The organism is Klugiella xanthotipulae (genome assembly GCF_006716695.1).
Classification (GTDB): domain Bacteria; phylum Actinomycetota; class Actinomycetes; order Actinomycetales; family Microbacteriaceae; genus Klugiella; species Klugiella xanthotipulae.
Genome location: NZ_VFPN01000004.1, coordinates 192,682 through 219,103, shown reverse-complemented (window position 1 = coordinate 219,103; position 26,422 = coordinate 192,682). Strand labels below are relative to the sequence as shown.

At 67.2% G+C, this 26,422-nt stretch carries 17 protein-coding genes and 1 tRNA gene; 2 read left to right on the top strand and 16 right to left on the bottom strand.

Annotated features, from left to right (window positions below):
* From FB466_RS13330 to FB466_RS13300, 7 genes are all read right to left on the bottom strand, one after another.
* The coding region (locus tag FB466_RS13330) for an invasin domain 3-containing protein (protein ID WP_211344840.1) at window positions 1-2,390 on the bottom strand (2,390 nt) is incomplete at its 3' end.
* 462 nt (window positions 2,391-2,852) lie between these two features.
* Entirely contained in the window at window positions 2,853-3,260 is a 408-nt protein-coding gene (locus FB466_RS13325; RefSeq protein WP_141919057.1) for a hypothetical protein, read from the bottom strand.
* Window positions 3,261-3,526: 266 nt separating this feature from the next.
* Entirely contained in the window at window positions 3,527-4,216 is a 690-nt protein-coding gene (gene rplA / locus FB466_RS13320; protein WP_141919055.1) for a 50S ribosomal protein L1, read from the bottom strand.
* A 17-nt stretch (window positions 4,217-4,233) separates the two neighbouring features.
* A complete protein-coding gene (gene rplK, locus FB466_RS13315) occupies window positions 4,234-4,662 on the bottom strand; it encodes a 50S ribosomal protein L11 (protein ID WP_141919053.1) in 429 nt (142 codons plus the stop codon).
* A gap of 188 nt (window positions 4,663-4,850) precedes the next feature.
* On the bottom strand, window positions 4,851-5,720 hold the full coding sequence (gene nusG, locus FB466_RS13310; protein ID WP_141919051.1) for a transcription termination/antitermination protein NusG: 870 nt from the start codon (window positions 5,718-5,720) through the stop codon (window positions 4,851-4,853).
* Between the two features lie 136 nt (window positions 5,721-5,856).
* Window positions 5,857-6,135 carry a preprotein translocase subunit SecE gene (gene secE, locus FB466_RS13305; protein WP_141919049.1) on the bottom strand — a complete coding sequence of 93 codons (279 nt, stop codon included), beginning with the start codon at window positions 6,133-6,135 and terminating at the stop codon, window positions 5,857-5,859.
* A 49-nt stretch (window positions 6,136-6,184) separates the two neighbouring features.
* Window positions 6,185-6,257: transfer RNA gene (locus FB466_RS13300), tRNA-Trp, on the bottom strand.
* A 332-nt stretch (window positions 6,258-6,589) separates the two neighbouring features.
* On the opposite strand from FB466_RS13300, the gene FB466_RS13295 reads away from it, so the two are divergent.
* Window positions 6,590-7,732: a N(5)-(carboxyethyl)ornithine synthase gene (locus FB466_RS13295; RefSeq protein WP_141919047.1), complete on the top strand. Its 1,143-nt coding sequence runs from the start codon at window positions 6,590-6,592 to the stop codon at window positions 7,730-7,732.
* 30 nt (window positions 7,733-7,762) lie between these two features.
* Here FB466_RS13295 and FB466_RS13290 read toward each other — a convergent pair whose 3' ends face one another.
* Window positions 7,763-9,088, bottom strand: coding sequence for an enterochelin esterase domain-containing protein (locus FB466_RS13290; protein WP_170206141.1), 1,326 nt, complete (start codon window positions 9,086-9,088; stop codon window positions 7,763-7,765).
* Between the two features lie 85 nt (window positions 9,089-9,173).
* Between FB466_RS13290 and FB466_RS13285 the strand changes: the two genes are divergently transcribed.
* Complete coding sequence (locus FB466_RS13285) at window positions 9,174-9,893, top strand: FadR/GntR family transcriptional regulator (RefSeq protein WP_170206139.1); 720 nt, start codon at window positions 9,174-9,176, stop codon at window positions 9,891-9,893.
* Between the two features lie 53 nt (window positions 9,894-9,946).
* On the opposite strand, the gene FB466_RS13280 is transcribed toward FB466_RS13285, so the two are convergent.
* From FB466_RS13280 to FB466_RS13245, 8 genes are all read right to left on the bottom strand, one after another.
* A complete protein-coding gene (locus FB466_RS13280) occupies window positions 9,947-11,005 on the bottom strand; it encodes a FecCD family ABC transporter permease (protein WP_211344839.1) in 1,059 nt (352 codons plus the stop codon).
* Window positions 11,002-12,180, bottom strand: a complete 1,179-nt coding sequence (locus FB466_RS13275; RefSeq protein ID WP_141919042.1) for a FecCD family ABC transporter permease — start codon at window positions 12,178-12,180, stop codon at window positions 11,002-11,004. Before FB466_RS13275 ends, FB466_RS13280 begins: the two co-directional genes overlap by 4 nt.
* A complete protein-coding gene (locus FB466_RS13270) occupies window positions 12,177-13,229 on the bottom strand; it encodes a hypothetical protein (RefSeq protein ID WP_141919040.1) in 1,053 nt (350 codons plus the stop codon). The genes FB466_RS13275 and FB466_RS13270 overlap by 4 nt, the downstream gene beginning before the upstream one ends.
* Window positions 13,226-14,773 (bottom strand): hypothetical protein, encoded by a 1,548-nt coding sequence (locus FB466_RS13265; RefSeq protein ID WP_141919038.1) that lies wholly within the window; start codon window positions 14,771-14,773, stop codon window positions 13,226-13,228. Before FB466_RS13265 ends, FB466_RS13270 begins: the two co-directional genes overlap by 4 nt.
* The gene (locus FB466_RS13260; protein ID WP_211344838.1) at window positions 14,770-15,798 is read right to left on the bottom strand and encodes an ABC transporter substrate-binding protein; all 1,029 of its coding nucleotides are present in this window, start codon (window positions 15,796-15,798) and stop codon (window positions 14,770-14,772) included. The genes FB466_RS13265 and FB466_RS13260 overlap by 4 nt, the downstream gene beginning before the upstream one ends.
* Window positions 15,799-15,878: 80 nt before the next feature.
* Window positions 15,879-18,980, bottom strand: coding sequence for an immunoglobulin domain-containing protein (locus FB466_RS13255; protein ID WP_141919036.1), 3,102 nt, complete (start codon window positions 18,978-18,980; stop codon window positions 15,879-15,881).
* A 227-nt stretch (window positions 18,981-19,207) separates the two neighbouring features.
* A complete protein-coding gene (locus tag FB466_RS13250) occupies window positions 19,208-22,324 on the bottom strand; it encodes a hypothetical protein (protein ID WP_141919034.1) in 3,117 nt (1,038 codons plus the stop codon).
* 112 nt (window positions 22,325-22,436) lie between these two features.
* Window positions 22,437-26,351 (bottom strand): amino acid adenylation domain-containing protein, encoded by a 3,915-nt coding sequence (locus tag FB466_RS13245; RefSeq protein WP_281285181.1) that lies wholly within the window; start codon window positions 26,349-26,351, stop codon window positions 22,437-22,439.
* Window positions 26,352-26,422 lie beyond the last annotated feature (71 nt).

Here is a 26,422-nt window from a genome sequence, read left to right as displayed (position 1 = left end):
GCCGCACCGGCCTGGAACGTGACACTGGCGGGACTGCCGAGGGTAACCGGGGTGCCGTTGACCGTTGCCGTGACGGCGAAGGTACCCGACGTGGCCGAGGCGATGGCGACGGTTGCCCGGCCGTTTGTCGCGCTCCGCGAGGAAGCGACACCCACGATGTGGGCCGGAGCCTCAACGGTGTAGACCACCGTAGCGTCGGTAATAGCGTTGCCAAACTTATCCACAACGGTAAGGGAGGCCTGATGCTCGGCCGCGTTATCGGCCAGAACCGAACCCGGCGTGGCCTCTACCGTGATACCGCCCGTGCCAAAGTAGGGCGCACCGGGCACGAAGCCCACCTCATCGCCACTATGACGCAACTCAACGCCCGCAGAGCGAGCCGAAACTACCCAGGTGCCCGCCTTCTGCGACGAAACCGTCACCGTAGCGTGACCGGTCGCATCCGTGATCGACGTGGGAGCCGACAGGGTGGCCGACGAGGCAAACTGCGTCTCGGTGCCCCCGATGGGGTTGTTGTACAGATCGGCAAGGTAGACCCCTGCCGTATGGGTCTCGACGCCAGCCACACGGTCGCCCGTGGACAGGGTCAGAGCAGAGTACTTTGCGTCAACGGGACCAGCGACGTAGCTGAGGGTGCCTCCGCTGCCGGGAATACGGGTGGGCGAGCCGTAGACCGTTCCCGTGATGGTTGCCAGCGCGGCCGTGGTGGAGGTCACGGTCACCGTGTATACGCCGGGGGTCGTCTCCACTGCATTACCGAACGTGACTTTCTGACCGGCCGGAGCCGCGAGCTGGATCATATCGCCAACGTTGCGCACGAGGTTACCGTTGGCATCCCGCAGGGTCACCTCGACACGGTGCTGATCGACGTTGTTGGCAATGCGAGCATCTGTCGTCAGGGTCATCTCTGAGGAGGCCGCAACGGGCGGACCCGTCAGGAAGGTCACCGTTGTACTGTCTTTGTCGCTGGCCGTTCCATTGATGGTGAAGGAGACGGTTGCCTCGCCAGCCACGGTCGAGACGAGCGTGACCGAGTAGGTGCCATCGCCATTATCCTTCACGGCACCGAGCGTGCCACGCGTCGTGGTGAACTCCACCTTCTCGCCACCCGTGAGCATCTGCTGGCCCAAGTTATCGCGAGCCGTGACGGTGATGATGCTGGTCTGCACGCCGTCGGCCGCAACCGTGGAGGGTGCGGCGGCGGTCGTGGATTTGGCAATGTTCAGAACCTGCGTAACCGTGACCTTCTGCGCATCACCACAGTAAGCGAGCGAGGTGTCAGAGCAGGTCGTCAGGTCGATGTACTCGGAGGTCGCGTTGGTCACCTGCGAGGTCCACGAACCGAGTTTTGTTGCCTTCGCCGTGATCGTGAGGGTTTTACTTTGACCGCTGGCCAGCGGTCCAACCGTCCACCCGCCGGTGGTCGCATCGTAGGAACCAGCCCCACCCGAGACGTAGCTCATCCCCGCGGGCAGCTTATAGACCACCGAGGTAGAGGGGGTGGCATCCGGGCCGTCATTCGTGACGTTTACCGAGTAATCAACCGTGCCGCCCTGCTCAACCGAGGTCTTCGACACGGAGGCGTTGACCTGAAGGTCGCTGAACCTCATGTTCTTGTCGTATGACGAGTAGTAGGTGCGCGTAGCGGTCTCGCCGCCAGCCAAGCTTGTCTTCCAGGCAATCGTGAGGCCGTTATCCAGGCTCGCGTTACAGTTGGCGGCCGAGAAGAGCAGGTTAACGTCGGGGCAGCCTGCCGGGAACTGTGAGTAGTTGTACGCCAGACGATAAGCCGCGTAGTAGTTTCCAGCGGCCAATTGGGCCCCCGGAGACACCGCGATGAAGGAGATCGTGGCACCCGAAGCGGCAATACACGAGCCAATCGAGCCGTCCACTGATGATTTTCCGTTGTCGGACCCGCCGAGGAAGCAGTCAGCCCACGAAGCCAGTTGAACGTCGGTGCGCGGCTGACCCGCTTTGACCGTCACGCTGATGTCGGAACGCACGTAGTTGGCCCCGGGAACGTAGCTGTCTTTCTTGGTGACCGTTGCCGGAACACCGTTAGTGGTGTCCTGGGTGGTGGATACCCAATAGGGATCTGCCGCTGTACCCGTGCCGCCGAAGTCTTGCTTCGAGACACTCGCGTACGCGGACTGCGTTGTTGTCGTCGGGGTTGAGACGAAGATGCCGGTGTTTTTTGCACCCGTCGTATCCGTGGGCTCGTAATATGCACCACCAAGAGTGCTTGAGATGAGCTGACTTTTGCCGGTGGCGTTCAGCGCAACCTGCTTGATCGGGCTACCGGGGGCAAGAATAACGCCCGTCGAAACCGAACCTGTTGCCGCCTGGGCCGTATCGGCCTGGATACCGACAAAACCACCAACCAGTAGCACTGATGCGGTGAGGAAAGCGAGCGGTCGAACTAGGCGAGCGACCCCCCGGCGTGGTGTGGTGTTGTGCTGCTCTCGGTGCAGTTCAGCGCGTCTGTGGTGCGCGGAAATAGACGTAGGTGGCTTCCCCAAAGTTGGTCCATTCATGACGTTACGATTCCAATAGTGATTGTGAATCGAATCCCCCGCCAAGAGCGCTGACGCGCCCCTACGGGCGCACCAGAGCGCGCCCGTTCAATCCCTGGCCCAACAATACCCGAAGCGCTGCTCATGCCGAAGAAGGGTTATTCCTCGATTTCGCGGTTTCTCAGCGTTATTCCGCCCCAGAAACTCGGTTAAATCACGCGCATCACGCTAAAAAATCACCATCATTTATCCAAAAAATCACCCGGACAAACCACAAACCGCGGTGCTGCCCGGACCGAGAGGGTCAGGCAGCACCGCGGCAGGGTGCGGACCGAGAGGTTATCGGGCGAGCGGGGCGAAGCTGTAGGCCACCAGGTAGTCACCGTTCGCCTTCTGTAACACCAGGGTGACGGAGCGCTTACCGTTATCCATGGTGTAGGTGCGCTCGTCGGGGTTGTCTTCGAGGGAGCCATTAAGGGTGTAGCCGGAGTCGAGGAGAGCCTCGCGGGCCGCATCCTGCGCGTCCTTGTCCGCGACCTTGACGGTGGCTGACCAGCCCTCATCACCCATCTGCTCGGCCCGGACAACCGACCCCTCGGCGAGCTTAAAGTCTTTGGGGAAACCCTCTGGAAGCGAGACCTCCTTGCGCTGCTCGGTAGTGGTGTCTGAGGTGCACGCGCTGAGCGTTGGTGCCAGCATGAGCGCTCCAACAAGTGCAACGGCGGCCGTAGCTCGACGACTAAACATTGATTATCTCCCCTAGTTTGGCCCGTCTCGGGCGAGCACTCGGCACCTGCGATGTGGTCAGCCGGAGTACAACCGCCGATCTGACGACGGACGAATACATAACGGTCCAAGGTTACCCGACCGACCTCGACCGAAGCTGCACTACACCCGTGAAAATACCTCGGATTACTGCGCCTCCGGTGCAGGAGTGCTCTGTTCTTCCGGATAAACGACAGTGGGGCCGGAAGCGATTGCTTCCGGCCCCACTGGTCTTCCCGAGGAAAGACCTACATTGCGTTGACGTCGAGGGGGATGCCGGGACCAAACGTGGTCGAGACGGCACCCTTCTGGACGTAACGGCCCTTCGAGCTCGACGGTTTCAGACGAATAACCTCGTCGAGCGCGGCCGTGATGTTCTCGCTGAGCTGCTCCTGCGTAAAGGACACCTTACCCACAATGAAGTGAACGTTGGCGTGCTTGTCCACGCGGAACTCAATCTTTCCACCCTTGATGTCGGTGACAGCCTTGGCGGGATCCGGGGTCACAGTGCCCGTCTTAGGGTTGGGCATCAGGCCACGGGGACCCAGAACCTTACCCAGACGACCAACCTTACCCATGAGCTCGGGTGTGGAGACGGCCGAGTCAAAGGAGGTGTAGCCAGCGGCCACCTTCTCGATCAGCTCGTCGCCACCCACCTCATCGGCCCCGGCGGCGATGGCGGCTTCGGCCGCTGCACCGGTTGCGAACACAATCACGCGCGCAACCTTACCGGTACCGTGGGGCAGGCTCACGGTTCCACGAACCATCTGGTCGGCCTTACGGGGGTCAACACCCAGCTTGAGGGCGACCTCAACGGTGGAGTTGAACTTTGCAGACCCGGTCTCCCGGGCCAGTGCTACGGCCTCGGCCGGGGTGTAAAACTTGCCGTCTTCGATCTTCTCGGCGGCGGCGCGGTACGCTTTTGACTTCTGTGCCATGATATTTCTCCTCAGCCTTACTCGACCGTGATGCCCATGGAACGAGCGGTACCGGCAATGATCTTCGATGCAGCCTCAATGTCGTTGGCATTGAGGTCAGCCTGCTTGGTCTCTGCGATCTGGCGAACCTGATCCTTGGTGATCTTCGCAACCTTGACGGTGTGCGGGGTGCCCGATCCCTTAGCAACACCGGCGGCCTTCTTGATCAGCTCGGCGGCCGGAGGAGTCTTCAGGACGAATGTGAACGAACGGTCTTCGTACACCGTGATCTCAACCGGGATAACGTTTCCACGCTGTGACTCGGTTGCGGCGTTGTACGCCTTGCAGAACTCCATAATGTTGACGCCGTGCTGACCCAGCGCAGGGCCAACAGGCGGTGCGGGGTTAGCGGCGCCGGCTTGGATCTGAAGCTTAATCAGACCCGAAACCTTCTTCTTGGGTGCCATGTTATGTCCTTTTCTCTTCGAGACTCCATCGCCCCGGGGGGGCGAAGATTCTCTCCCGGGAACACGGTATTTCCGAGCTCCGGTAACCGCCGACAGCTGTCGGCGGAAATCTGTAGTTGTGGCGCACCACCCCATCGCAGCGCCCCGGCGATCATACCCGATCACGGCGCGCGACAACAGAGCTATCGCTAGATTTTGGTGACCTGGTCGAAGCTCAGCTCGACGGGAGTCTCGCGCTCGAATAGGGATACCAGCACGGTGAGCTTGCCGCTGGCCGTGTTGATCTCACTGATCGACCCCGGTAGCCCGGCAAACGAGCCCTCCTTGATCGTGATGGTCTCACCCACCTCGAAGTCGATCTCCGCCTGAATAGCGGACTGGGCCGAGGCCTTGCCCGCACCCGAAGCGGCGCTCGCACCCGCGGCATCCCCCAGCTGGACGGTGGTTTTAAGCATCTCAAAAACTTCGTTGAACCGCAGGGGCACGGGGTTATGGGCGTTACCCACGAAACCGGTCACGCCGGGCGTGTGGCGCACAACGGACCACGAGTTTTCGTTGAGGTCCATGCGCACCAGAACGTAGCCGGGGATGCGCACACGGGTGACCATCTTGCGCTGGCCGTTCTTGATCTCGACCACGTCTTCCATCGGAACCTGGATCTCGTGGATGTCGTCGAGGGCACCCATCGTCTCGCGGCGGTTCTCCAGGTTGGATTTTACCTTGCGCTCGTAGCCAGCGTAGGAGTGGATGACATACCACTTGCCGCGGCGAGTGCGCAGATCGCGCTTGAACTCATCGTACGGATCGACCTCGGGAACATCGACCTCGGGAACATCGACAGCCTCGCTCTCGGCGACGGGGGCCGCATCATCGGCATCCTCAGCCGACGCCGTTCCCTCGGTGTCCGAAAGCTCATCAGCGGACGTCTCACTCACCTCAGAAACCTCGGCATCGTCTGCACCCGCCTCGGGCTCGGCACCGCTGGTTGCCTCAACAAGCGCATCGAGGGCAGCGTCGAGTGTGGCCTCGGGGTTATTCTGGGTTTCTTCGTTCTGCATGACCTTGTTTTCTTAGCCTTGTCGTAATGAATATCGGAGGACTCGGTACCGTCTAAGGGCCGCAACACTGATGCGCAACACCCGGGACCACTAACGACGGCGTTACGCCAGCGGGAGGTGAGGCGCTCGTTGGTAGCTACATCATTGAGGCATCGCCAAACACGAACACCACCAGGAACCCAAACGCCTGATCGAGTACCCAGACGATGCCCATCATGATGAGCACAAAGACCAGAACAACACCGGTGAAGCTGAACAGCTCCTTACGGGTGGGCGTTACAACCTTCTTCAACTCGGCAAAAACTTGCTGAATGAAGAGGATAATGCGACCGAACCAGGTTTTCTTTTCGGCGCGCTCCTGCTTCGCGGAGGCGACAAGCTCCTCGCCGGGCTCGTCTACTACGTTGTCAGTCACTTATTACCAACCTTTCCGGTCCCGTTGGATTCACACCCTCTGGGGTTTGCAGGGCGGACAGGACTCGAACCTGCAACCTGCGGTTTTGGAGACCGCTGCTCTACCAATTGAGCCACCGCCCTAGAGAGGACTGAGATCCCGCAACTTTACCGCGTTTTTCTCTCCTCTGAAGAGGCTAAATAGGCGCAAAAAAGTATTGGGGAAATCAATCACCTCGGATAACTTTACGGGAGATCGGGCGCTGTGTAAAGTTCGGCGAACCCTCCCCCGGAAACATGCGCGGCAGGGGGATGTACGGAGTTCCCGCCAAAAACGGCCACCCTCACCAACGGCGCGGGTGGCCGGAATGGCGTACTGTGGGGAAATGTGGAGCCACTGCGGCTCCCAATGAGGGAGTGACGATGCCCAGCCCAGCGTACAAAGTATTCACGACCGCGTCACGAAGGGTCCGGGGATGCAGAAGCTGACCCTGGGCGTCCTCGCGACGTCATCAATGGAAAACGAGCTGAGGCTGCCCCTGCATCCGGCACACATTGAGCGGATCGACGCCGACCTACGCGCCCGTATCCTGCTGGAGCGCGGCTACGGCGAACGCTGGGGGGTGTCTGATGCGCACCTGGGCTCGCTCGTGGCGGGCATTCACAGCCGCAACGAGGTGATCGCCGCCGCCGATGTAATCCTGTTGCCCAAGCCGCAGGCCACCGACCTTGCCGATCTGCGCGACGGGCAGACCCTGTGGGGCTGGCCGCACTGCGTGCAGGATCGCGCCGTCACCCAGGAGGCGATTGATCGCAACCTGACCCTGATCGCGTTCGAGGCGATGAACCACTGGACGAGCGACGGTGGCTTCGGGCTGCACGTCTTTCACAAAAACAACGAGTTGGCCGGGTACTGCTCCGTGATTCACGCGCTGCAACTGACCGGGTCAACGGGCGACTACGGACGACGCCTGAGCGCGGTCGTCATTGGGTTCGGGGCCACGGCTCGGGGTGCGGTGACGGCGCTCAACGCCCACGGAATCCACGATGTTCAGGTGTTGACGAATCGGGGCGTGGCGGCCGTGGGCTCGCCCATCCACTCGGCGCAGATCGTGCACCTGGACCGCGATGACACCGACCCGGATCGCAGCCGCGTGATGACCGAGGACGGGCCAGCCGAACTGGCGGAGTTTCTCGCACGGAGTGACATCGTGGTCAATTGCACGCTGCAAGATCCGGATGCACCCATCACCTACCTCACCGAGGCCGACCTCCCCGCGTTTGCCCCTGGCTCGCTCATCGTGGACGTGTCCTGCGATGCGGGAATGGGATTCAGCTGGGCGCGACCCACAACGTTCAGCGAGCCGACGGTGACGGTGGGCGACGGCATCCTGTACTACGGCGTCGATCACAGCCCGTCCTACCTGTGGAACTCGGCAACGTGGGAGATCAGCGAGGCGCTCCTGCCCTTCCTGGGCATCGTGATGGGCGGGGCGGAGGCCTGGGCCGCGGACGAGACGGTGAACCGGGCCATTGAGATTCACCTGGGACGGATAGTCAACCCGGGAATCCTGTCCTTCCAGGGGCGCTCGGCAGAGTACCCCTACCCGGCAGAATAGCCACGGGCGGGCGCTCCGAGGCCACAACACTCAGCCACGGGTCGGCGGTGGCAGAAGATCGCGAAGACCCGCGATGAGACTACTGCGCCAGCACGCGTAGTCGTGGCCCCCCGTGAACTCGGTGTAGTGGTGCGGGATGCCCCGAGCGGCCCACTCCGCCGCGAGCGACCGGTGATCGGCAAGCAGAACCCACTCCTGCGTACCCACATGCAGTGAGACGCGCGTGCCCGGCGAGGGGAGGAGGCCGACGGTATCCACACCCCACAGGGAGGCGGAGAGGCTGACGGCCGCGGTGAAACCGTGCCGGGGTGGGGCTGTGGGAGTCGCGGCCGATGGGGTGAGCCGACCCGCAAGAAGTTCGAGCGCGAGACGGCCCCCGAGGCTCTGTCCGGCGAGGACAGCGTCGCGGGGGGCAGCATCCGGAATCCGCTCGGACACCCACGGCAGGAGAGCCGCGAGGAACGCGGCAAAGTCGGCGCGGTTCTCGTCCAGATCGCGCCAGCGGGTAGGGGTATCACCCGCGTCAACACCCAGCAGGATCAGCGGGGCGAGGTGACCGGCGGCCACGGCACGCTGCACGGCATCCGCGAGACCGAAGCGACCGCACCAGGCATCACCGTCGAGGACGACCACAATCGGAAGCGGGCCGGGTGGGGCACCCCGGGCACACCGGCCGGGGGCCGGGCGGGGGTGGACCCCGTGGACGGAGAGCCAGAGGGCTCGCGGGGTACCGCGATAGGGCAGCGTGTGGCTGGGGGGACAGCCGCGGGGGAACCGGGTGGGCGGCGGGGCGCGAAACCAGGGCTGGGGTGGGGCATCCGGGAGTTCCACCACGGAGACGGGGCCACCGGAACGGTTGCGCATACGCAGGGGATTACGGGGGTCGGCCCTCCCGGAGTCGAGCAGGGCGCGCAGGGCGCGATGGTCGGCACCACCCGCAGGATCAAGCCGCCACGGTGGTGCGGTGGCGGCCGCGTGGCTGAGAAACGCGTAGCTGGCGCGCCAGGTGGTGGGCATCCGGACGGTGCGGGTCCAGAGGTCCGTTGTGCCCAGGCGGCGCATCTCGCTCTCCTCCGGCTGGGTCTCATCCGTGATGCGGTTGAGGAAAAGGAAAACCGCGGTAGCCTCGGCGTCGCACCGGAGAAAGGTCACCTCGGCCTGAGGCGGGGCACCGGAGTCACCGGCACACCCGGGTATCGGGCGGATGAGGGGCCAGGCCGGTTCCGCGCGCAGCGCCGCGACGAGCGCGCGCCGAGCAGCGGGGTCGGCCGCGGCAAAATCCCGCTCCAGGCTGCCCTGCATGAAAGGGCTCGGGCCGGGCCGGGGAACCTTGGGTGGGCGAGGTGGTCTGCTCATCGGCATCTCGATCCCGGCACTAAGCTGGGGGCCACTATCTCACACTCTCGAAGGGGGCCGCGTGCCTAGCCGTGGAAGTTCTCGCGTGAGCCTCACGATGACCGAGTTGCGTAGCCGCATCCGTAGCGGTGCCTGGCCGGTGAACAGCCGCATCCCCACCGAGGCCGAACTGGCCGAACTGTTTGGGGTGGGGCGCAGCACCATTCGCGAAGCCGTCCGCAGCCTGGCCAACCTGGGGATGCTCGAAACGGCGGCCGGACGCGGCACCTTCGTGCGCTCGCTGGCCCCCGTGCCGCAGGTGGTGACCGAGACGCTGGGGGCACACCGGCTGGCCGATATCCTCGGCTTCCGGCGTGCGCTTGAGGTGGAGGCCGCACGGCTCGCCGCACTGCACGCCACCGACGAGGGTGTGGCCCGCCTGCGCGCGCTCATCGCGAGCGAGGCCGCGGCGCTGGGGCGGGCCGAACACGACCGGGTAGAACACGCTCAGAGCCGGGCGGTGGAGCGCGGCGTGACCCCGGGGGCCTTTCACTTTGCCGTGGTGGAGATGTCTAGCAACACCCTCCTCACGGAGATGTACGCAAGCGTGATGATGAGCCTGCGCACTGGCCTGGCCTCGGGCGCGGTGATCCACGGGGCAAGCCACGCCGTCCGGCAGGAGGACCACACGGCCCTGCTCACCGCGCTGGACGAGCGCGACGCCGAGGCCGCCGCCCGGGCAGCCGCCCGGCACTCGGACCGCGATCTGGTGGTCGCGAGCGAGCCTACGCATCCGACGACACCTCCCCCGGCCGCGACGGGGTAGCGGGCGGGCCGCCCGACGCGGTGCCGCGGATGCTGTGGCAGATGACGGGGCGGTCATCCGATTTTGCGCCATTCCCTGACGAGCAGCCCGATCAGGTAGAGGCCACCGAGCGCTCCCGAAACCACACCAACCGGCAGCTGAGTGGGGGCGTAGAGGCGCTGAGCGATCAGGTCGCTGCCGAGCACCAACAGGGCACCGGTGAGCGCGGCCAGCCCGAGGCCCACGCCCGACGAGCGGCTGAGCCGGGCCGCGATCTGCGGTGCGGCGAGCGCGATAAACGCGATGGGACCCGCGAGAGCGGTCGCGGTGGCGACGAGGGCGACCCCCACGAGGAGCAGGGCGAGCCGCACCCACTGGACGCGCACACCGAGACCGGTGGCGATGTCGTCCCCCAGGGCGAGCATCCCGAGCGGGCGGCTGAGGGCGGCGGCGCACGGGGCGAGGGCGGCAACCGCGGCGGCCGCGAACAGAACACCACCCCACGGGAGCGCGTTCAGGGAACCGGCCAGCCAGTGCGCGGCATCCTGAGCGGAGTCAAGGTCGGCGCGCACGACGAGCAGCGAGTTGAGCGCAGCGAGCACGGCGGCCACACCGAGGCCCACGAGCACCAGCCGGTAACTGGTGAGGCCACCGCGGTAGGCGAGCGTGTAGACGAGGGCCGCGGTCACGGCCCCACCCGCGAAGGCCCCGCCAGCGACGGCCAGCGGGGTGCCCCCGAGGAGCACAATCACCACGAGTGCCCCCGTGGCCGAGCCGGTGGTGAAGCCGATCACGTCGGGGCTGCCGAGCGGGTTACCGGAGAGGCGCTGGAAGATGCCACCGCTCATCCCCAGGGCCGCACCCACGGTGAGGGCGGCGACCACCCGAGGGAGACGGATATCAGCAACAAAGTAGCTGCCGAGCGGGTCGGTGGCCGTACCCGCAAGCGCACGGAGGATGTCCACCGGCGCAATCCGGTAATCCCCCACGAGGAGACCAACGGTGCCGAGGGCGAGCAACGCAACCACGAGGCACCCGGCGACAACCACACTCCGCCGCTCGGTGCGCAGCGAGACGGGGCCGACCCGAATGCGAAAATAGCGCGCGTGAGCGGGGTAGCCGGGGGCGGTCACAGCGACTCGATCCGGCGACGGCGCACGATCATCACGAGCAGCGGGCCACCCATGACGGCGGTGATGATACCCACCTGGACCTCCTGCGGGGCCACGACCACGCGGGCGAGGAGGTCAGCAACGAGAAGAAACACGGGACCGAGCACAAGGCTGAAGGGCAGCACCCAGCGCTGGTCGGGGCCACACAGCGCACGGGCCGCGTAGGGCACACCGAGCCCCACGAAGCTGAGGGGGCCGACCGCCGCGGTCGCGGCACCGGCGAGGAGGGTCACGGCGAGCATCACGAGCCCCCGGGTGAGGCCCACGCGGACGCCGAGCGCGCGAGCCGTCTCCTCGCCCAGGGCGAGCGCGTTGAGGGCGGGGGCGAGCGCTACGGCCAGCCCGAGGCCCACCAGGATGAACACAACCACCGCGCAGAGCACCGGAAACCCGCGACCCTCCATCGAACCGGCCGCCCAGAAACGGAACTCGTTAAACACGTTCTGGTTGGCCAGGATGATCGTCTGCACGATCGAGGAGATCGCCATGCTCAGGGCCACCCCGGCGAGCGCGAGCCGCACGGGAGTCGCGCCGCGGCGGCCCACGGACCCCAACACGTACACCGCAACCGAGGCTGCGGCCGCACCGAAAAAAGCGCACCACAGGGAGAACCAGATACTCGACACACCCGTGATCGCCACGGCGAGGACCACCGCGAGCGACGCACCCGCGTTGATACCCAATACACCCGGTTCGGCCAGCGGGTTGCGCGTGAGCGACTGCATCAGCGCACCGGCCACGCCGAGGGCCGCACCGACCGCGAGCGCGAGGAGGGCGCGGGGTACACGCTGGCCGTGGATGACGGTTGACAGGAGGCCACCATCCGGGTGCCCAAGCAGGTGCCAGACCGTCCCGGGCGGGATCGGGTTGGAGCCCACGAGCAGGCTGAGCGCGGCGACCAGCAGCACCAACGCGGTGACGGCCAGCAGGAGGCCAGCACGGCGGCGGGTGCGGCGGTGAGCGCGGCGGTGAGCGCGGGGGCGGCTGCGGCGGCGCGGGGGCGGCTGCGGCGGCGCGGGGGCGCGATTCGGGTAGGGGGCACGGCGGGTCCCGGGGGCGGGGGCGCAGCGGGGGGCGCAGCGCTGGGAGGGCTCAGCGCAGGGGGGCACGACGCAGGGGGGCACGTTCACGGTCATGGGTGCCTCCGCTTCACGGCACCGCGCCGCGCATCCGGCACCAGCCCCCACCCCACGAGCCCCGTACTCAGCAGCAGGCAGCCGCCCAGCACACCCAGGCCCGCCAGGGGCAGCGATCCCGCGGGGGCGGTTTGCACGTTCTCGGCGGCACCAGCGGGGGCGGGATCGACCGCGACCTCCCCCGCCGCCCAACCGATCAGCGCGCCCTCCGCGTCGAGCGCGGCAAACCGGTGCACACCAGCGGGCAGATCGTTCGTGGGCACCTGCACGGTGCCGTTGGCCGCGACCCGCTGCCAGCCGAACGGGGTCGGCTCGGAAAACGCGTAGACGAAGACCCACTCGGCGGCGTAATCATCGGGTAGATGGAGCACCACTCGGCCCTCAGCCGGAATCGCAGTAACGCCCCCCTCCGGTGCCGCGGCCAGCGCCGCCCCCGAGGTCGCGGGCGGCGCTGGCACCTCCGCAGGCTCGGCCACCGGCTCGGGCCGCACGGCCACGGCGACCCCACCGCTCACGGTTGGGGTCGCCCCGCCGCTGGCGGCGCTGCCGGGAGCACCGGGAGCCGCCGGGCGGCCCGGGGCGCTCGCCGAGGTATCAGCACCGGCCGCGACGACCGTGAAGTCGGAGTTTCCACGGGCGGTGAAACCGAGCGTTCCCGCCGCGGGGGTGGCCGGGTCCACGGCGGCGGAGGCTAGGAAACGCAGCCAGTGCGCACCGGCGGGTAGATCGTGGGGCAGCACGAGCGAGCCCGAGACCACCCCGCTGGACGGGATGACCTGGGTGTGGATGACGCAGGCACCGTGCGCGGAGACACGACAAACATCCGGGCTGCCGTCATCCAGCTTGATATAAACGGTCTCTCCGGCGGGGAAGCCACCGAGGGAGAAGGTGAGCGCCTCGCCGGGGGCCACGCGGGCGGGCGAGACGCTCGCCCAGGTACCGGGGGTGTCGGGGCTGGGACCGTCGGGCGGCAGGGCCCGGGCACCACCGGCGACCCCGAGGAGGAACAGCACCGCCGCGACGGCCACGAGCAGGGGGCGAAACCTCATCGGGTAACCCGCACAATCCGGGCGCTGCGCAGATGCAGGGTGCCGAGGGTGGCTGCGGCGAGCAGCAGCACGCCGAGCACGCTCAGCAGCAGGTTGCGGGCCCACAGCGGACCGGAGACTAGGCCGACGGCGAGCGGGATACCGGTCCGCGCCCGACTCACCGGTGCGGCCGAGTCTGCGCTGACCCCGGGTCCCGACACCACGGTTGGCACATCGGGTACCGTCCCGACGAGCACACCCGCCCACCCGATCAGCCCGCCGTCGGTGCCGAGTACCGCGATCTTGTGGCGGCCGGCACCCAGATCGGTGATGGTGAGTCGCACCTGGCGGTCCGCATCCGGCTGCACCCAGCCGACGGGTGAGACCGCCTGGCCGGTGTAGGTGTAGAGGAAAACCCAGTCGCGGGCGGGGCCTGCGGGCACCGTGAGGGTGACAACACCGTCCGCGGAGAGCGGGTCGAGCCCGCCACGGAGGGCGCTGGTGAGCTGGCTGGCCCGGCTGACGGGGGGCCCGGGCACCGTGGTGGGGGCCGCCGAGCGCACTGGCTTCGCGGCGATACGGCGGGGGGCAGCTTCGGGAGTGTCCACCGTCACGGGTGGGGCCGCCCGCACGGGTGCGGCGGGCGCGGCCGGAGGGGCAACGGTGACCTCGGCCCACCCGGAGAGCAGCCGCACGCCGGGCTTCGCCCAGGCGTCGCTCTGCACGGTGGCGCGGGAGGGGCCGACCGGGAGGGTGATTCCGGTGGTCGGGGCGAGGAACTGGCCGCGGGCATCCGCTCGGAACCAGGCCGGGCCCCAGGGGGTGCGCGGGGAGGCGCCCACATAGGTGGTGAGGTAGAACCAATCGCCGACGGCCGCGCCCGGAACCGTGACAAGCCAGCCATCCGGGCGCTGCTCAACCGTGACGCCACCCTGCGTGTCCGCGGTGAGCTCGGTCGTGGCGTCTACCGGACGGGGCACGCCGTTGGGCTGATAGTTGCCCACCATAAACGGTTCAGACAGCAGCGTACGCACGGTGTCCCCCGGGGCGAGCGAGCCGGAAAGCAGGCGCAGTCGGTGCTCCCCCTCGGCGAAGGCAGGCACAGAGCTCGTCTCGCTGCCCGTAGGGAGCGTGACGAGCGCGTTGAAGGTGCCGGTTGCATCCGCCTCGATCAGGGCCCAGACGGTGCGATTCTGGTGCAGGCTGGCGTCAGTATGGCTGTAGGCTCCCTCGTCAATTTTGAGACCAATGACCGAGCCGCCCCGGCTGGGATGACACCAGCCGGTGCCCGTGACGTGCAGCTGACCACCGGCGGGGAGGCTCGGGTTCTCAATCGTGACGGTGACGGTGGCGGTGTCCGTTGCCCCCGCGGAGCAGACAACGCCGGGGGTATCGCCCGGGCTGCCCGCGAGCGGCACCCCACTCGTGTCCTCCCCCGAGGCGGACGGGTGCTCACCCATCGCCGCATGCACGGAGACCGGGGTCAACACGGCGAGGAGCAGGGACAGCAGGAGGAGAACGAGAACCACCAGGATCAGACGGGCCGTCGCCCCTCGGGCACTCATCTGAGCGCCTCCGTCACATCGGCCACCAGCCTGTTCATCAGCAAGGGTCCGCCCGTTGAGGTCCACACCGAACCGTCAACCGGGATGATGTGGTCCTCGTGGTACGCGTTCAGCCGGGTGAACCCTGGCACCTCCTGAGCCTCGGTCAGGGCCCGCTCGGCCCCGGAGGCGTCCACGCTGCCACCGGCCTCGGCGTTATCAACCGAGGACCCACCGAGTGTGCCAAAGAATATGTAGTCCGCATCGATATCGGCGAGGTTCTCCAGCGACACGGGCTCGGAGTGGCCGCGCCCGCGCACACTCTGGTGGGCGGGGCGGGTCAGCCCCAGGTCGTTGAGGGCCGCACCCGCGGGTAGCTCGCTGAGGATGAGCGCGGCCGACCCGCCCTGCCAGCGCACAATCGAGAAGGTTTTACCCGCGTAATCGCCGAGATGGGTGGCGGCAGCAGCGACCGCTCTGTCGTAGTCGGCCAGAACCTCCGCGCCCTCCGTGGCCCGGTTGACGGCGTCGGCGACCCGCGCAAAGTTGTCGCGCCACTCGCCGCCAGCGAACCCGGTGTAGACCACAGGGGCGAGCTGGCGCAACGAGTCGAGGAGCGGGGGGTTGTTGTTGATACTTGTCCCGTCCACGAGGATGAGATCGGGCCGGGCCGCACCAATCGCCTCCAGGTTGGGCTGCGACACGCCACCCAGCAGGGGGATGTCGCCCGCCCGCTCCGCCAGGTAGTTCGGCACCCCGGATTGGCCGCGGCCCGTGACGGTGCCGACGGGCTCAACCTCGAGCGCGAGCAGACCGTCAAGCGCTGGCTCGCTGAGCGCCACCACACGCTGTGGGGTGCGGGGGACGACGACGGGGGTGCCATCGGCATCCAGCACCGTGCGAGTCTCCGCAGAGGTCTCGGGGGTCGGGGCGGCAGTGCAACCGACGAGCAGGGCGAGGGCGGCGGCCAGGACGACGACGACCAGGCGGCGATAGGTGGAGGTGGGGATGCGGCGATAGATGGGGATGCGGCGATAGATGGTCACGAGTCCAGGGCTCCTTGGGGTCGGGGGAAAAGGTGGGGGGCAGGCCGCCGAAGGGATCACGACGGCCCGCCCGGGGATACCTACGCTGAGGCGTCCGCAGCTCGGCGACGCCCGCGGAGGACGAGACCGGCCCCGGCCACCAGCACCAGAGCCGCGAACCAGGCCAGGCCCGCATCCTCCGCGCCGGTATTGGTGAGTTGCGCGCCGCCGGAAGAACCCGCGACACCCGAATCAACGGACCCCGCCTCAACCATTGCCGCCTCAACCGCTGCCGCCTCCTGAGCGACCACAAACGGAACGTACCCGAGCAGGTTCGCCCCGTCATACAGCGCAAGATGGTGCTCGCCGCCCGCGAAACCGGACACATCCACCGTCGTCGCACCGTCCAGCACCGGGTGCGCGCCCCGGGCGGTAGCGGCCGAGTAGCCGTACGCCCAGACCCACTCACCGTCGGCGAGGGGGATGTTCCCCACCGTGACGGTGGACCCGGTCTGCACAACCGTCAACTCGCCCGCACCGCGAGGCAGCAGCTCCTCGGTCGTGGCGGCGACCGCCTCGGCACCCTCATGCTCGGTCGGCTCGGGCACGCTCACAAGCAGCGTGGCCACCTCACTCGTCGCCTCACCCTTCAGGTTGCTGAAGACCGCACGATACCGGGTACCCGAGGCCAGTTTCTCGGCTTTCTCGACCGTGAGCGTGACCTGCGTGGCACCGGGGATATCCGACCAGACGGTACCGTTGCTACTCGACTGCCACTGCACCGTCGGGGCGGGGATACCGCTCGCCGAGGCCGTGAACGTGGCGCTGTCGCCCGTCGGCACCGAGACGGAAACGGGCGAAGCCGTGATCGTCGGAGCCCGGTACTGTGCGCCCAGCTCGGGGTAGCCCGCAAACGTCTGGGGGCTGGGTGAGCTGGTGCCCGCCGCGTAGACCGCAGGGGTTGTCGGCGCGACGGCCACGCAGTCGGGATCTACCGCCGTGCTGAGGGTATCGACAACCCGGAACGTGGCCTCGATACTACGGATGGTGTCACCGGCGGCCAGGCTACCGGTGAGGACGCGCAGCGTCTGGGTCTGCCCCGCCCGCCACTCAAACCCGGCCGGGATGGTCGAGTTTGCCGGGGTGGGGAACGGGATGCTGAGGTTCCAGTTACCGGAGGCATCCGCCTGCCACACACCCTGGGCGCGGGCATCGGAGTAGGTGCTGCCGGGAATCTGGTTCTCGATGGTGCGATTGGCCACGTTCACCGGTCCGATGCCGCCCGTGGGCTGGTTGATGAAGACCGGTCCGGACGTGCCCGCGGTGACCTTAAAGCCCGTGCCGGAGAGCACAATCGGCTGGCCCACAACCACCTCGGCGGGGGTGCGCAGAACCGCACCGTCACCGTCCTCTCGTGTGCTCTCAACGGGAGCCAACGGGGTTGCCTCGCAGGTGGCCGCGGTGGCCGTGACAAACGTGGCCTGCACGCTCGTCACGGGGCTACTGTCGAGCAGGGATACGGTGTGTTCACCCGGCGTGATGGCTTTCGTGCCCACGAGGGTTTCGGCCGGAACCGTAACCTTCTCGCCGGTGAAGGAGCCCGAGGCATCCGCCTGGATGCGGCCGCGGGTGGTCTCGCTACCGGCCTCACCCTCGCCACCGCCGACGAGGCCAAACGCGTCGCCATCAATCTTCACCGCAAGCTGCTGGCCGGGGGCGAAACCGCTGCCGGAGAGCACCACTTCGCCGCCGGGGACAATGCTCGTGGTGTTCTGCACGTAAACGTGCGGGACGCTCGTTCCGGGCGTGATCTTAGTGATGCCGTCGGCCGTGATCGGGGTGGGGTCGGCGAGCACGGGCGGGGTACCCGTGTAGCCCTTTACTTCGGTGGCGGAGGTGCCCACGTTTCCCGTGAGAAAGTCGAGGCCCCAGGGGATCTCCACGCCGGTAAAGTCGCCGGACTTGTCCACCACGTAGGCGCTGCCGTTGGCCACGATGATGTGGTTGGCGGACCGGGCGGAGACGGTGATCGTCTCGATCACGCCGCGGCTGAGCGCGTCCACAACGGTGACGGTGCCGTCGGCGAAGTCGGCCACATAGATGAGGTTCTTCTCCGTATCGGCGGCAACGGCGAGCGCCCGACTGCCCGTCTGGATGTTGTATTTGAACGCACCCGTGGTGAGGTCGTAGACCCCCAGGCCCGACCACCCGGAACCGCCGGCACCCTGGTTGGCCGTGTACAGCTCACCGAGGGTGGCGTTGATCGCTACGCTCGACGATTGGAGCGTGCGGGTTCCCTGGGCAATGTTGGGGTTGTTCAGCGGGATGCGCTTCTGTAGCGTCTGCGTGGCCAGATCGATCACGTACACCTCATCGGTCTGGAAATCGCTGGCGTAGAGCGTGCCCGATGCGGGGTCAATGTCGAAGCCCATTGTCACGGGGTAGACACTCTCGCCTGCGGCGGGATAGTCCACGCGGTCGGGGATGTCGATGTCTGTCACATGCTCAAACGTGGTGGTGTTGTAGACCGTCACGGCCACGCGGTCGCCCGTGCCGCGCAGGGCGGCAGAGACATAGGCAAAGCCGCGCTCCTCGTCGATGATGACCTCGCGGGGGTGGTTCACCTCGACCGCGACGGTTGTCGCTCCGGTCTCCGGGTCGCGGGTCGCGTTTTTCTCGTAGCTACTCCAGAGCTGTTTCAGGGTGTCCTGGTCGTAGACGGAAACCTGGTTATCGCGGGTGTTGGTCACCCAGACGGTACCGTTTTTATCGTCCGCATAGACGCCGTGGTTGCTGAGACGCTTAAACCCAGCGGTGGCCCCCGAGCTGTGCGGGATGACGGGCAGGTCGGCCACGGCCTCAATCGTCAGGGTCTCGGGGTCAACCTTGGCGAGCGTCCCCGTGATGATCGGCGGGCGGCCGCTCGAACCGGTCACGTACAGCGAGTCGCTGCGGTCGGAGTGGGCAATCTGGTACTGACCCGGGATGCCCTGGACGCGCTGTGAGTCAAAGCTGAGGTCGCGGGTGACGGGGGCGACAGTCTCGGCGACGGCCTCCGGGGCCGTCTCGGCGTGGGCGGCGGTGCCGATTCCCACGGTGAGGCCGCCGACGGTGAGCGCGGTCGCGACCAGATGAGCGAGCGTACGCTTACCGTGGTGGAATAACCCGGCCGGAGGGCCTGATCGCTGACTGACATGGGTCATGGTGTTTTCTCCTCTGATGCAGGGGGGTGAATTACCTAAAGATCAGACTTTAGTAAGGATTGACTAACTAAGTCTAGGCTCACCTAAGTTATAGCATTCATCGGTGGCTGTCCACCCCGCGGCGCACAACGCCACAACGCCCCCACCCGGGCAGCCCGAAGGGGCTATCACGAGAGGGCGGGGCCGCCGAAGAAAACTCCGACGACCCCGCCCCGAGGGCACAGCGCCTACCGCATGGCGTCCGCGGCTCGGCGACGTCCGCGATACACGAGACCGACCCCGACCAGCAGAACCAGCAGCCCGAATCCGATCAGACCAGCACCCTCTGCACCCGTTCGGGTGAGTTGCGCGGCACCGGCCGCGCTCCCGTCCGTGGACACTGCCGCAACCGGATCCGTCACGACCGTATCGACCGCAATAGCCTCGGCGGGGACCGCCTCCGCGGGGGCAATCGCCACCGGCACGTACCCCAGCAGGGTCGCATCGTCGTAGACGGCAAGCGAGTGCTCACCGGGTTCAAACGCGGAGACATCCACCGTGGTCTCACCACCCGTCACGGCGTGCGCACCCATCTTCTGTGCTGCGGGGTACCCGTACATCCAGACCCACGTATCGTCGGCAACGGGGAGGTTCCCCACCGTCACGGTCGAACCGGTCTGCGTCACCGTCAGATCGCCCGCGTCACGCGTCCGCAGGTCATCAACCGTCGGGGCAACCACAGCGGCGGTCTCGTGCTCGGCCGGCTTCGGCACGTTCACCAGAAGTGTGGCCGCCTCACTGATGGCTTCACCCCTGCTGTTCGTGAAGACCGCACGGTAGCGGTTACCCGATGCCAACGGTTCCACGTTGTCGAGGGTGAGCGTACTCGTCGCGGCACCGACAATATCCGACCACTCGGTGCCGTCGGCGCTCATCTGCCACTGCACGGTGGGCGCGGCAACGCCGCTCGCCGCAGCGGTAAAGGTTGCCTGCTCGCCGGGGGTCACCGAGACGGACAGGGGTGACGCGGTCACGACGGGTGCCCGGTACTGGGCACCCAGCGCGGGGTATCCCGCAAACGGCACGGGACTACTCGACCGGATCTCCCCGGGCTCAAAGATCGCGCGCGCCACCTCGGCGACGGGAACGCACTCCTCCTCCGGGGCCGCGCCGGGCTGGGCGACGACCTTAACCGCGGCTCTCAGGTCTCGCCAGACGTCTCCCTTCGCCATGTTATCGGTGGACACACTGACACTGTAGGTCTGCCCCACCTGCCACTCGGAGCCTGCCTTCAGGGAGGAGTTCTCCGAGGTGGGGAAGGGGATACTGATGTTCCAGTCACCGGAATCATCTGCCTGAAACACCCCGTGGACGAGGGGATAGTTATAGCCCTGAAGGGCCTTCGGGCCCTGGTTCTCGATGGTGCGGTTCTTCACCTGAATCTCGCCCTCCCCCGTCGACGAGGCCAAGCCGATCATGCCGACCGAACCGGCCGACTTATCGGACGTCTTAAAGCCCGTACCGGAGAGAACAATCTGCTCACCCACAACAACCTCGGCTGGGCTGTAGAAGACAGCGTCACCCTCGGCAGTGGTCGTAGTGAGCGGCGGCGAGGCCGACTCGCAGGTGGCCGCGGTGGCCATGACAAACGTGGCCTGCGCACTCGTCTCGGGGCTGCTGCCCCGGAGGGATACGGTATGGTCGCCCGGCGCGGTGACCTTCTGATCGAGGAGCGTCGCGGTGGGGAGCGTGACCGCCTCACCCGTGAAGGAACCGTGGGCATCCGCCCGGATAGGACCGCGCGTAGTCGCCGCGCCCGCCTCGCCCGGGTCACCGGCGACAACGCCATACGCATCACCATCAATAGTGACGGTCAGCTGCTGACCGGCAGCAAAACCGCTGCCGGAGAGCACCAGCTCCTCGCCAGGGAGGAGACTCTTGGTGTTCTGCACGTAGACGCGCGGCGTGACTGCACCGGGTGTGATCTTGGTGATACCGTCCGCGTTAATCGGACGGGGGTCAGCCATAACGGGGGAGTCACCCTCTCGGTAGCCCGGAACCTCGGTGGTGGCGGAACCCACTGCACCGGTCGCGTAGTCCAGGCCCCACGGAATCTCCACATCCGTGAAGTCTCCAGCGTTGTCAACCACGTAGGCACTGCCGTCAGCCACGACAATGTGCCTCGCGGCCCGAACGGAGGCGTCAATCTTCTCAATAACCTCCTGACTGAGCGCGTCAATCACCGTCACGGTGCCGTCATCGTAGTCCGCCACGTAGATAAGATTCTTCGCCGTGTCCGCGGCAACCGCACGGGCACGGCTCCCCGTGTACACACTGTATTTTTCGGCACCGGTCGTGAGATCGTAGACGATGAGGCCAGCCCAACCGCCCATATTATCGCCCGGGATCGCCACATAGAGTTCACCCAGGGTGGCGTTAATCGCGACGCTCGACGCTTGAAGCTTTTTACGCCCACTCTCCCCACCGGGATGTGTGATGGGGATACGCTTAACCAGCTCCTGGGTCTCCAGGTTGATCACGTACACCTCATCGGTACGGGAATCGGTGGCGTAGAGCAGACCCGATTCCTGGTCCAGGCCGAAACTCGTGATGAGGGGAACAGCCATTTTGCCGGGTGTGGGATAGTCCATCCGGCCGGGGATCGTGAGCCCCTTCACGCTCTCAAACGTGTCCGCGTCATACACCGAGATGGAATTAGTTGCGTGCGGTGCCTCCGAAATGTAGGCGCGCCGACGCTTCTCGTCAATGATCACCGCACGGGGCTTATTCACCTCGGCCGACACGGTGATGGCACCGCTCTCCTGCTCCCGCTGTGCGTGGCCCCGGTAGCTACTCGCCACCTCGTCCAGGGTCTCCTGATCGTAGACGGAGAACTGATCGTCGAGGGTGTTGGTCACCCAGACGGTACCCCTGGTGTCGTCCACGGCGATACCGCGGGGGCTCAGACGCTTAAATCCGGCGGTCTCCCCCGAGCCGTGCGGGATGACGGGCAGATCGGCCACGGCCTGAACGGTGAGGGTGTTGGGGTCGAGCTTCGCCAGGGTCGCCGTCGTCACAGGCGATTTCCCGCGTGCGCTCGTCACGTACAGCGAACCGGTGCGTGCGGAGTGCGCCACCTGGCGCTGGCCGGGGAGGCCCTGGGCTCGCTGCGCGACAAAGCTGATATCGCGCGTTACCGGGAGGGTCTCGACGGTATCCGAAGCCGTCTCGGCGAGGGCCGGATTCTCGCCCCCCACGATCAGGCCGCCGGCGGTCAGCGCCGCGACGGCAACCGCGGCAACCGTGCGTTTACCGCGGTGAAACAACCCGGGTCTGTGGCCCGGTTGATGGATAACATGACTCATGATGCTTTTTCTCCTCGTCAGGGGGGTGGTCATACCCTAAACATCCGACTTTGGTTAGGGTTGGCTAATAGTAGCCAGGGTTTACTACCGTACACACCCATCCGGGAGGTATCTACCCCCTCAGCCCCCACGTAGCCGAGAGAAACCCGACAATTGCCGCGGCGTGGGCCGGATGCACCAGCTCCTCATGCCGGGCAGGCAGATTCAGAACGTGCAGCTCACCCGCCACCGAGGGGGCCCAGGCGAGCGGATCACACCACGACTCCGCCCCCGAGGCCGCCGCCCGCACAAAATACACGTCCCCGTCGACAACCGGATGTTCGGCCCGCCACACAAGCCGCATGGTGTTCCCCACAATGCCAACGAGGGCCGCGAGACGGTCATCGCCAAGGCGGCCCAGCGGATGCCCCTCCCGGCTCAACGCCGCGCGCACATCCTCCACCGTGGGCACGTCATCCCCGGCTGGCACACCGCGACCCGCCATCCGCAACAGCGCCACCATCGCCTCACCCGGGCCCGGCTCGGGCCGCTGACGCCACTGACCGCCGGGGTAGGCATCCAGCAGCACCAGCAGCTCTACGCGCTCGCCGAGCTGTTGGAGGCGGGCGGTCATGTGGTGGGCGAGCATCCCACCCACCGACCAGCCGAGCAGCTGATACGGCCCGCCCGGGTGGGTGGCCCGCACGGCGTCAACGTACATCTCGGCCATTTCGGCGAGAGAACCCGGCACAGCTTCGCCCCCAAAACCGCGCGCCTGAATGCCCACCACGGTATCGACGGGCAGGCTCGGGCTCTGCACCATCATCCGCGCGATCGTGCCGTACGGCCAGGCCAAGCCGCCCGCGGGGTGCACACAGTACAGCGGCCGGTCGCCACCGGGGTCACCGGCAAGATGGAGCAGCGTCTCAAAGCCCAGCCCACCCGGGCCGGACCCGCCCAGAAGACGCGCGAGACCGCGCGGGGTGGGGCTCGCAAACACGTCGCCGAGACTGAGCCGAGGCTCCGCGAGACGCGTGAGCAGGGTCACCGCGCTGAGCGAGTTACCCCCGAGGTGGAAAAAATTGTCGTTCCGGCACACCGCGGGCACACCGAGCACGGCGGTAAACGCCGTGGCCACGGCGCGTTCGCGCCCGGGGCGGGGAGCCTCCCCGGCCTCCGCACTCCCCCGCAGCACGGGGGCAGGCAACACGCGCCGGTCAAGTTTGCCGGAGGGCCCGGTGGGCATCCCGGGCAGGCTCACCACCACAGTCGGCACCATGTATCCGGGCAATAGCCGCGCGGCGTGGGCCCGTACCGCCTCGGGTTCAGCATCACCCACGATGTACCCAACGAGCGCGTCGCCCCCGGCGGTGGAGTGCACGGCCGCCGCCGCCTCCCGCACCCCCGGGGCACGGCCGAGGGCGGCGGCCACCCCGTCAAGTTCAATCCGCTGTCCACGCAGCTTGACCTGCCCGTCGAGGCGACCCCGGTACTCAAGCACACCATCGGGGCGGAGTAGACCGAGGTCACCGGTGGGGTAGCGGCCGTCGGCGGCGAGGTTCTCGCGACGCCAGTATCCCGGCATCAGCTGAACCCCGGACAGCCAGATCTCACCCGGATAGCCGGGCGGCAACGGGCAGTGGGTGTGATCGAGCACGTGTACACCCGTGTTCCAGACGGGTGTACCGAGCGGGATACCCCCGGTCGCCGTCACCCCCCGCGGAACCGCGTAGTGGGTCACGTCAATCGCCGCCTCCGTGGGTCCGTAAAGGTTGACCACTTCGGCATCGCAGAGTGCATAAAAAGCCGTGGCCGTGTCGGCACGCAGCACCTCGCCACTACAGAACAGGCGGGTGAGGGAGTCCAGCCCAGGGGTGACGGCACCAGAGGTGCGGGATGAGGCGGCGGCAATGAGCGCCTGGAGCACGGTGGGAACGCAGTGCAGCACGGTGATCCCGGCACGCTCAACGGTGTCGATCAGGGAGTGCGGGTCCCGGTGCACCTCCGGGGCAGCCACCACGAGACGCGCCCCCACGATCAGCGGCCAGAACAGCTCCCAGACCGACACATCAAAGCTGATCGGGGTTTTCTGGAGCACCCGGTCGGCGGGGCCGAGCGGGTAGGCCCCTTGCATCCAGAGCAGCCGGTTGACGATGGCCCGGTGCGTGATCGGAACCCCCTTCGGTCGGCCGGTCGAGCCGGAGGTGAAAATGAGATAGGCAATATCGTCGGGGGCAGGCGGAACGGGACACCCCCGCGGGATGCTCGCCACCGCACGGTCCGCGCCCTCCCCGGCCGGGTCGCGCAGCACGAGCCCGGCGGGGCCCGTGGTCACGATCAGCCGGGGTGCGGCATCCGCAACCATCCCGGCGAGGTGCCCCGGCGGATATCCCGTGTCGAGCGGCAGATACGCGGCACCGCAGCGCAGCACGGCGTGGAGCACGGCGACCATCTCGGGGCTGCGGTCGAGTGATACCGCAACCACGTCGCCGCGCACCACCCCGGCCCCGGCGAGCGCCGCGGCAAGGTCGCCAACCCACGCGTGAAAGTCGCGGTAGGTCCAGGAGGGCGTGGTCCCGTCGGCACCGCCCTCGGCGCGGTCCCCGGTCACCGCAATCGCGTCGGGTACCGCCGCCGCCCGGGCGGCCAGCAGGTCTACGAGGGTACGCTCCGGCAGGTCTACCCGGGCACCGTGCGCCCAGGACCGCACCGCGAGAGCCTCGGGCCCCGCCGGTCCACCCCGCAGCGGCGAGAGCTCACCCAGTTGGCTGGCGGCGCTGAGTCCCGCAGCCTGCCGTAGCTGATCGACCAGTCGCTCGGTGAGGTCGGCGGCGCGCTCCTCGCCGTAGAGGTCCGGGTTGGTGTCCACGTCCAGGTGCAGGCCATCGCCGCGGGGGTAGACGCTCACGGTGAGGTCTTCAACGGGACCGGCCGAGAGGTCCACCATCCGCGCGGGTATCCCCGCAACGGTCGGGTCGTCGTGGAAGGGTTTGATGTTGAGGTGCCAGCCCGCCACCGGGGCAGCCGCGGAGCCGCGGAGCGCGGCGAGCCGGGCCGAGCGCAGTTCGTCGCCCGAGGCCTCCTGGTGGGTCGCTCCCCGGCGGATGCCCGCCCCGGCCCCCGCAATCGCCTCGCCCAGCGTCCGGCCCGGCCCCACCTGGAAGCGCACCGGCAGCACCGTCACGCGCACGGCGGGGGTTGCGGTTTCGGGGCGGCCGCGGCGGCGCATATAGGGCAGCGACAGCACCACCTCCTCCGCCCCGGCGAGTCGGCCCAGCAGGTGCGCCCACACGGCGGCGCAGGCGTCGGGCCACGAGTAGGGACCCGCCTCGGCGGCCACGCGGGTGAGACCCGCGAGCACCACGGCGTCAATCGTGCGCGAGTGCCGTCGATGGGGCGGCGGCACCGGGCCGGTGGGCGGATGCTCGGCGAGCGTCACCGACCCCGCCCGGTATCCCTCCGCCCACGCGTCCGCGTCCGCGGCGGCTCGTTCGGAGGCCGCGTACTCGCCTTCGGCGGCGACCAGCTCGGCGAGCGTGGGGGCCGAGTCCGGCCGTACCTCCCCCGCGTAGACCCGCGCGATCTCGGCGAAGAGCATCGAGTGTCCCACACCGTCGATGAGCAGGTGGTGCGCGCGCTGGTACCAGAGCGTGCGGTGGTCCGCTATGCGCAGCAGCACCTCGGCGACGAGGTCGGCGGGGCGGCCGTCGGCCTCCGCTTCACCGCTGAGGCTCCGGGCCACGGCCATATCGGCGCGCATCCACTCGAGTGCGGCAGCCTCGGGGTGTTCGTGCCTGCGCAGGTCACGCACCTCGGGGTGCCAGGCGGCGGTCTCCGCAACCTCCTGGCCGGGGTGGCCCGAGGAGTCCTGCCCGAACCGGGCCCGCAGCACCTCGTGGCGCGCGGTAACCGCGCGCACGGCGTCGCACCAGCGTGGTCCGTCGAGCGCTGCCGGTAGGTCGAGGTAGCGACCCGTGTTGTACACCGGGCTTCCCGGTGCGAGTTGCTGGGCCATCCATATTCCGTGCTGCGCTCGCAGGAGCGGCATCATTCCCCGTGACATGAAAGTTATCTTAGACTACCCTAACTAATATCTGACTTTAACGAGAAAACAGAAGA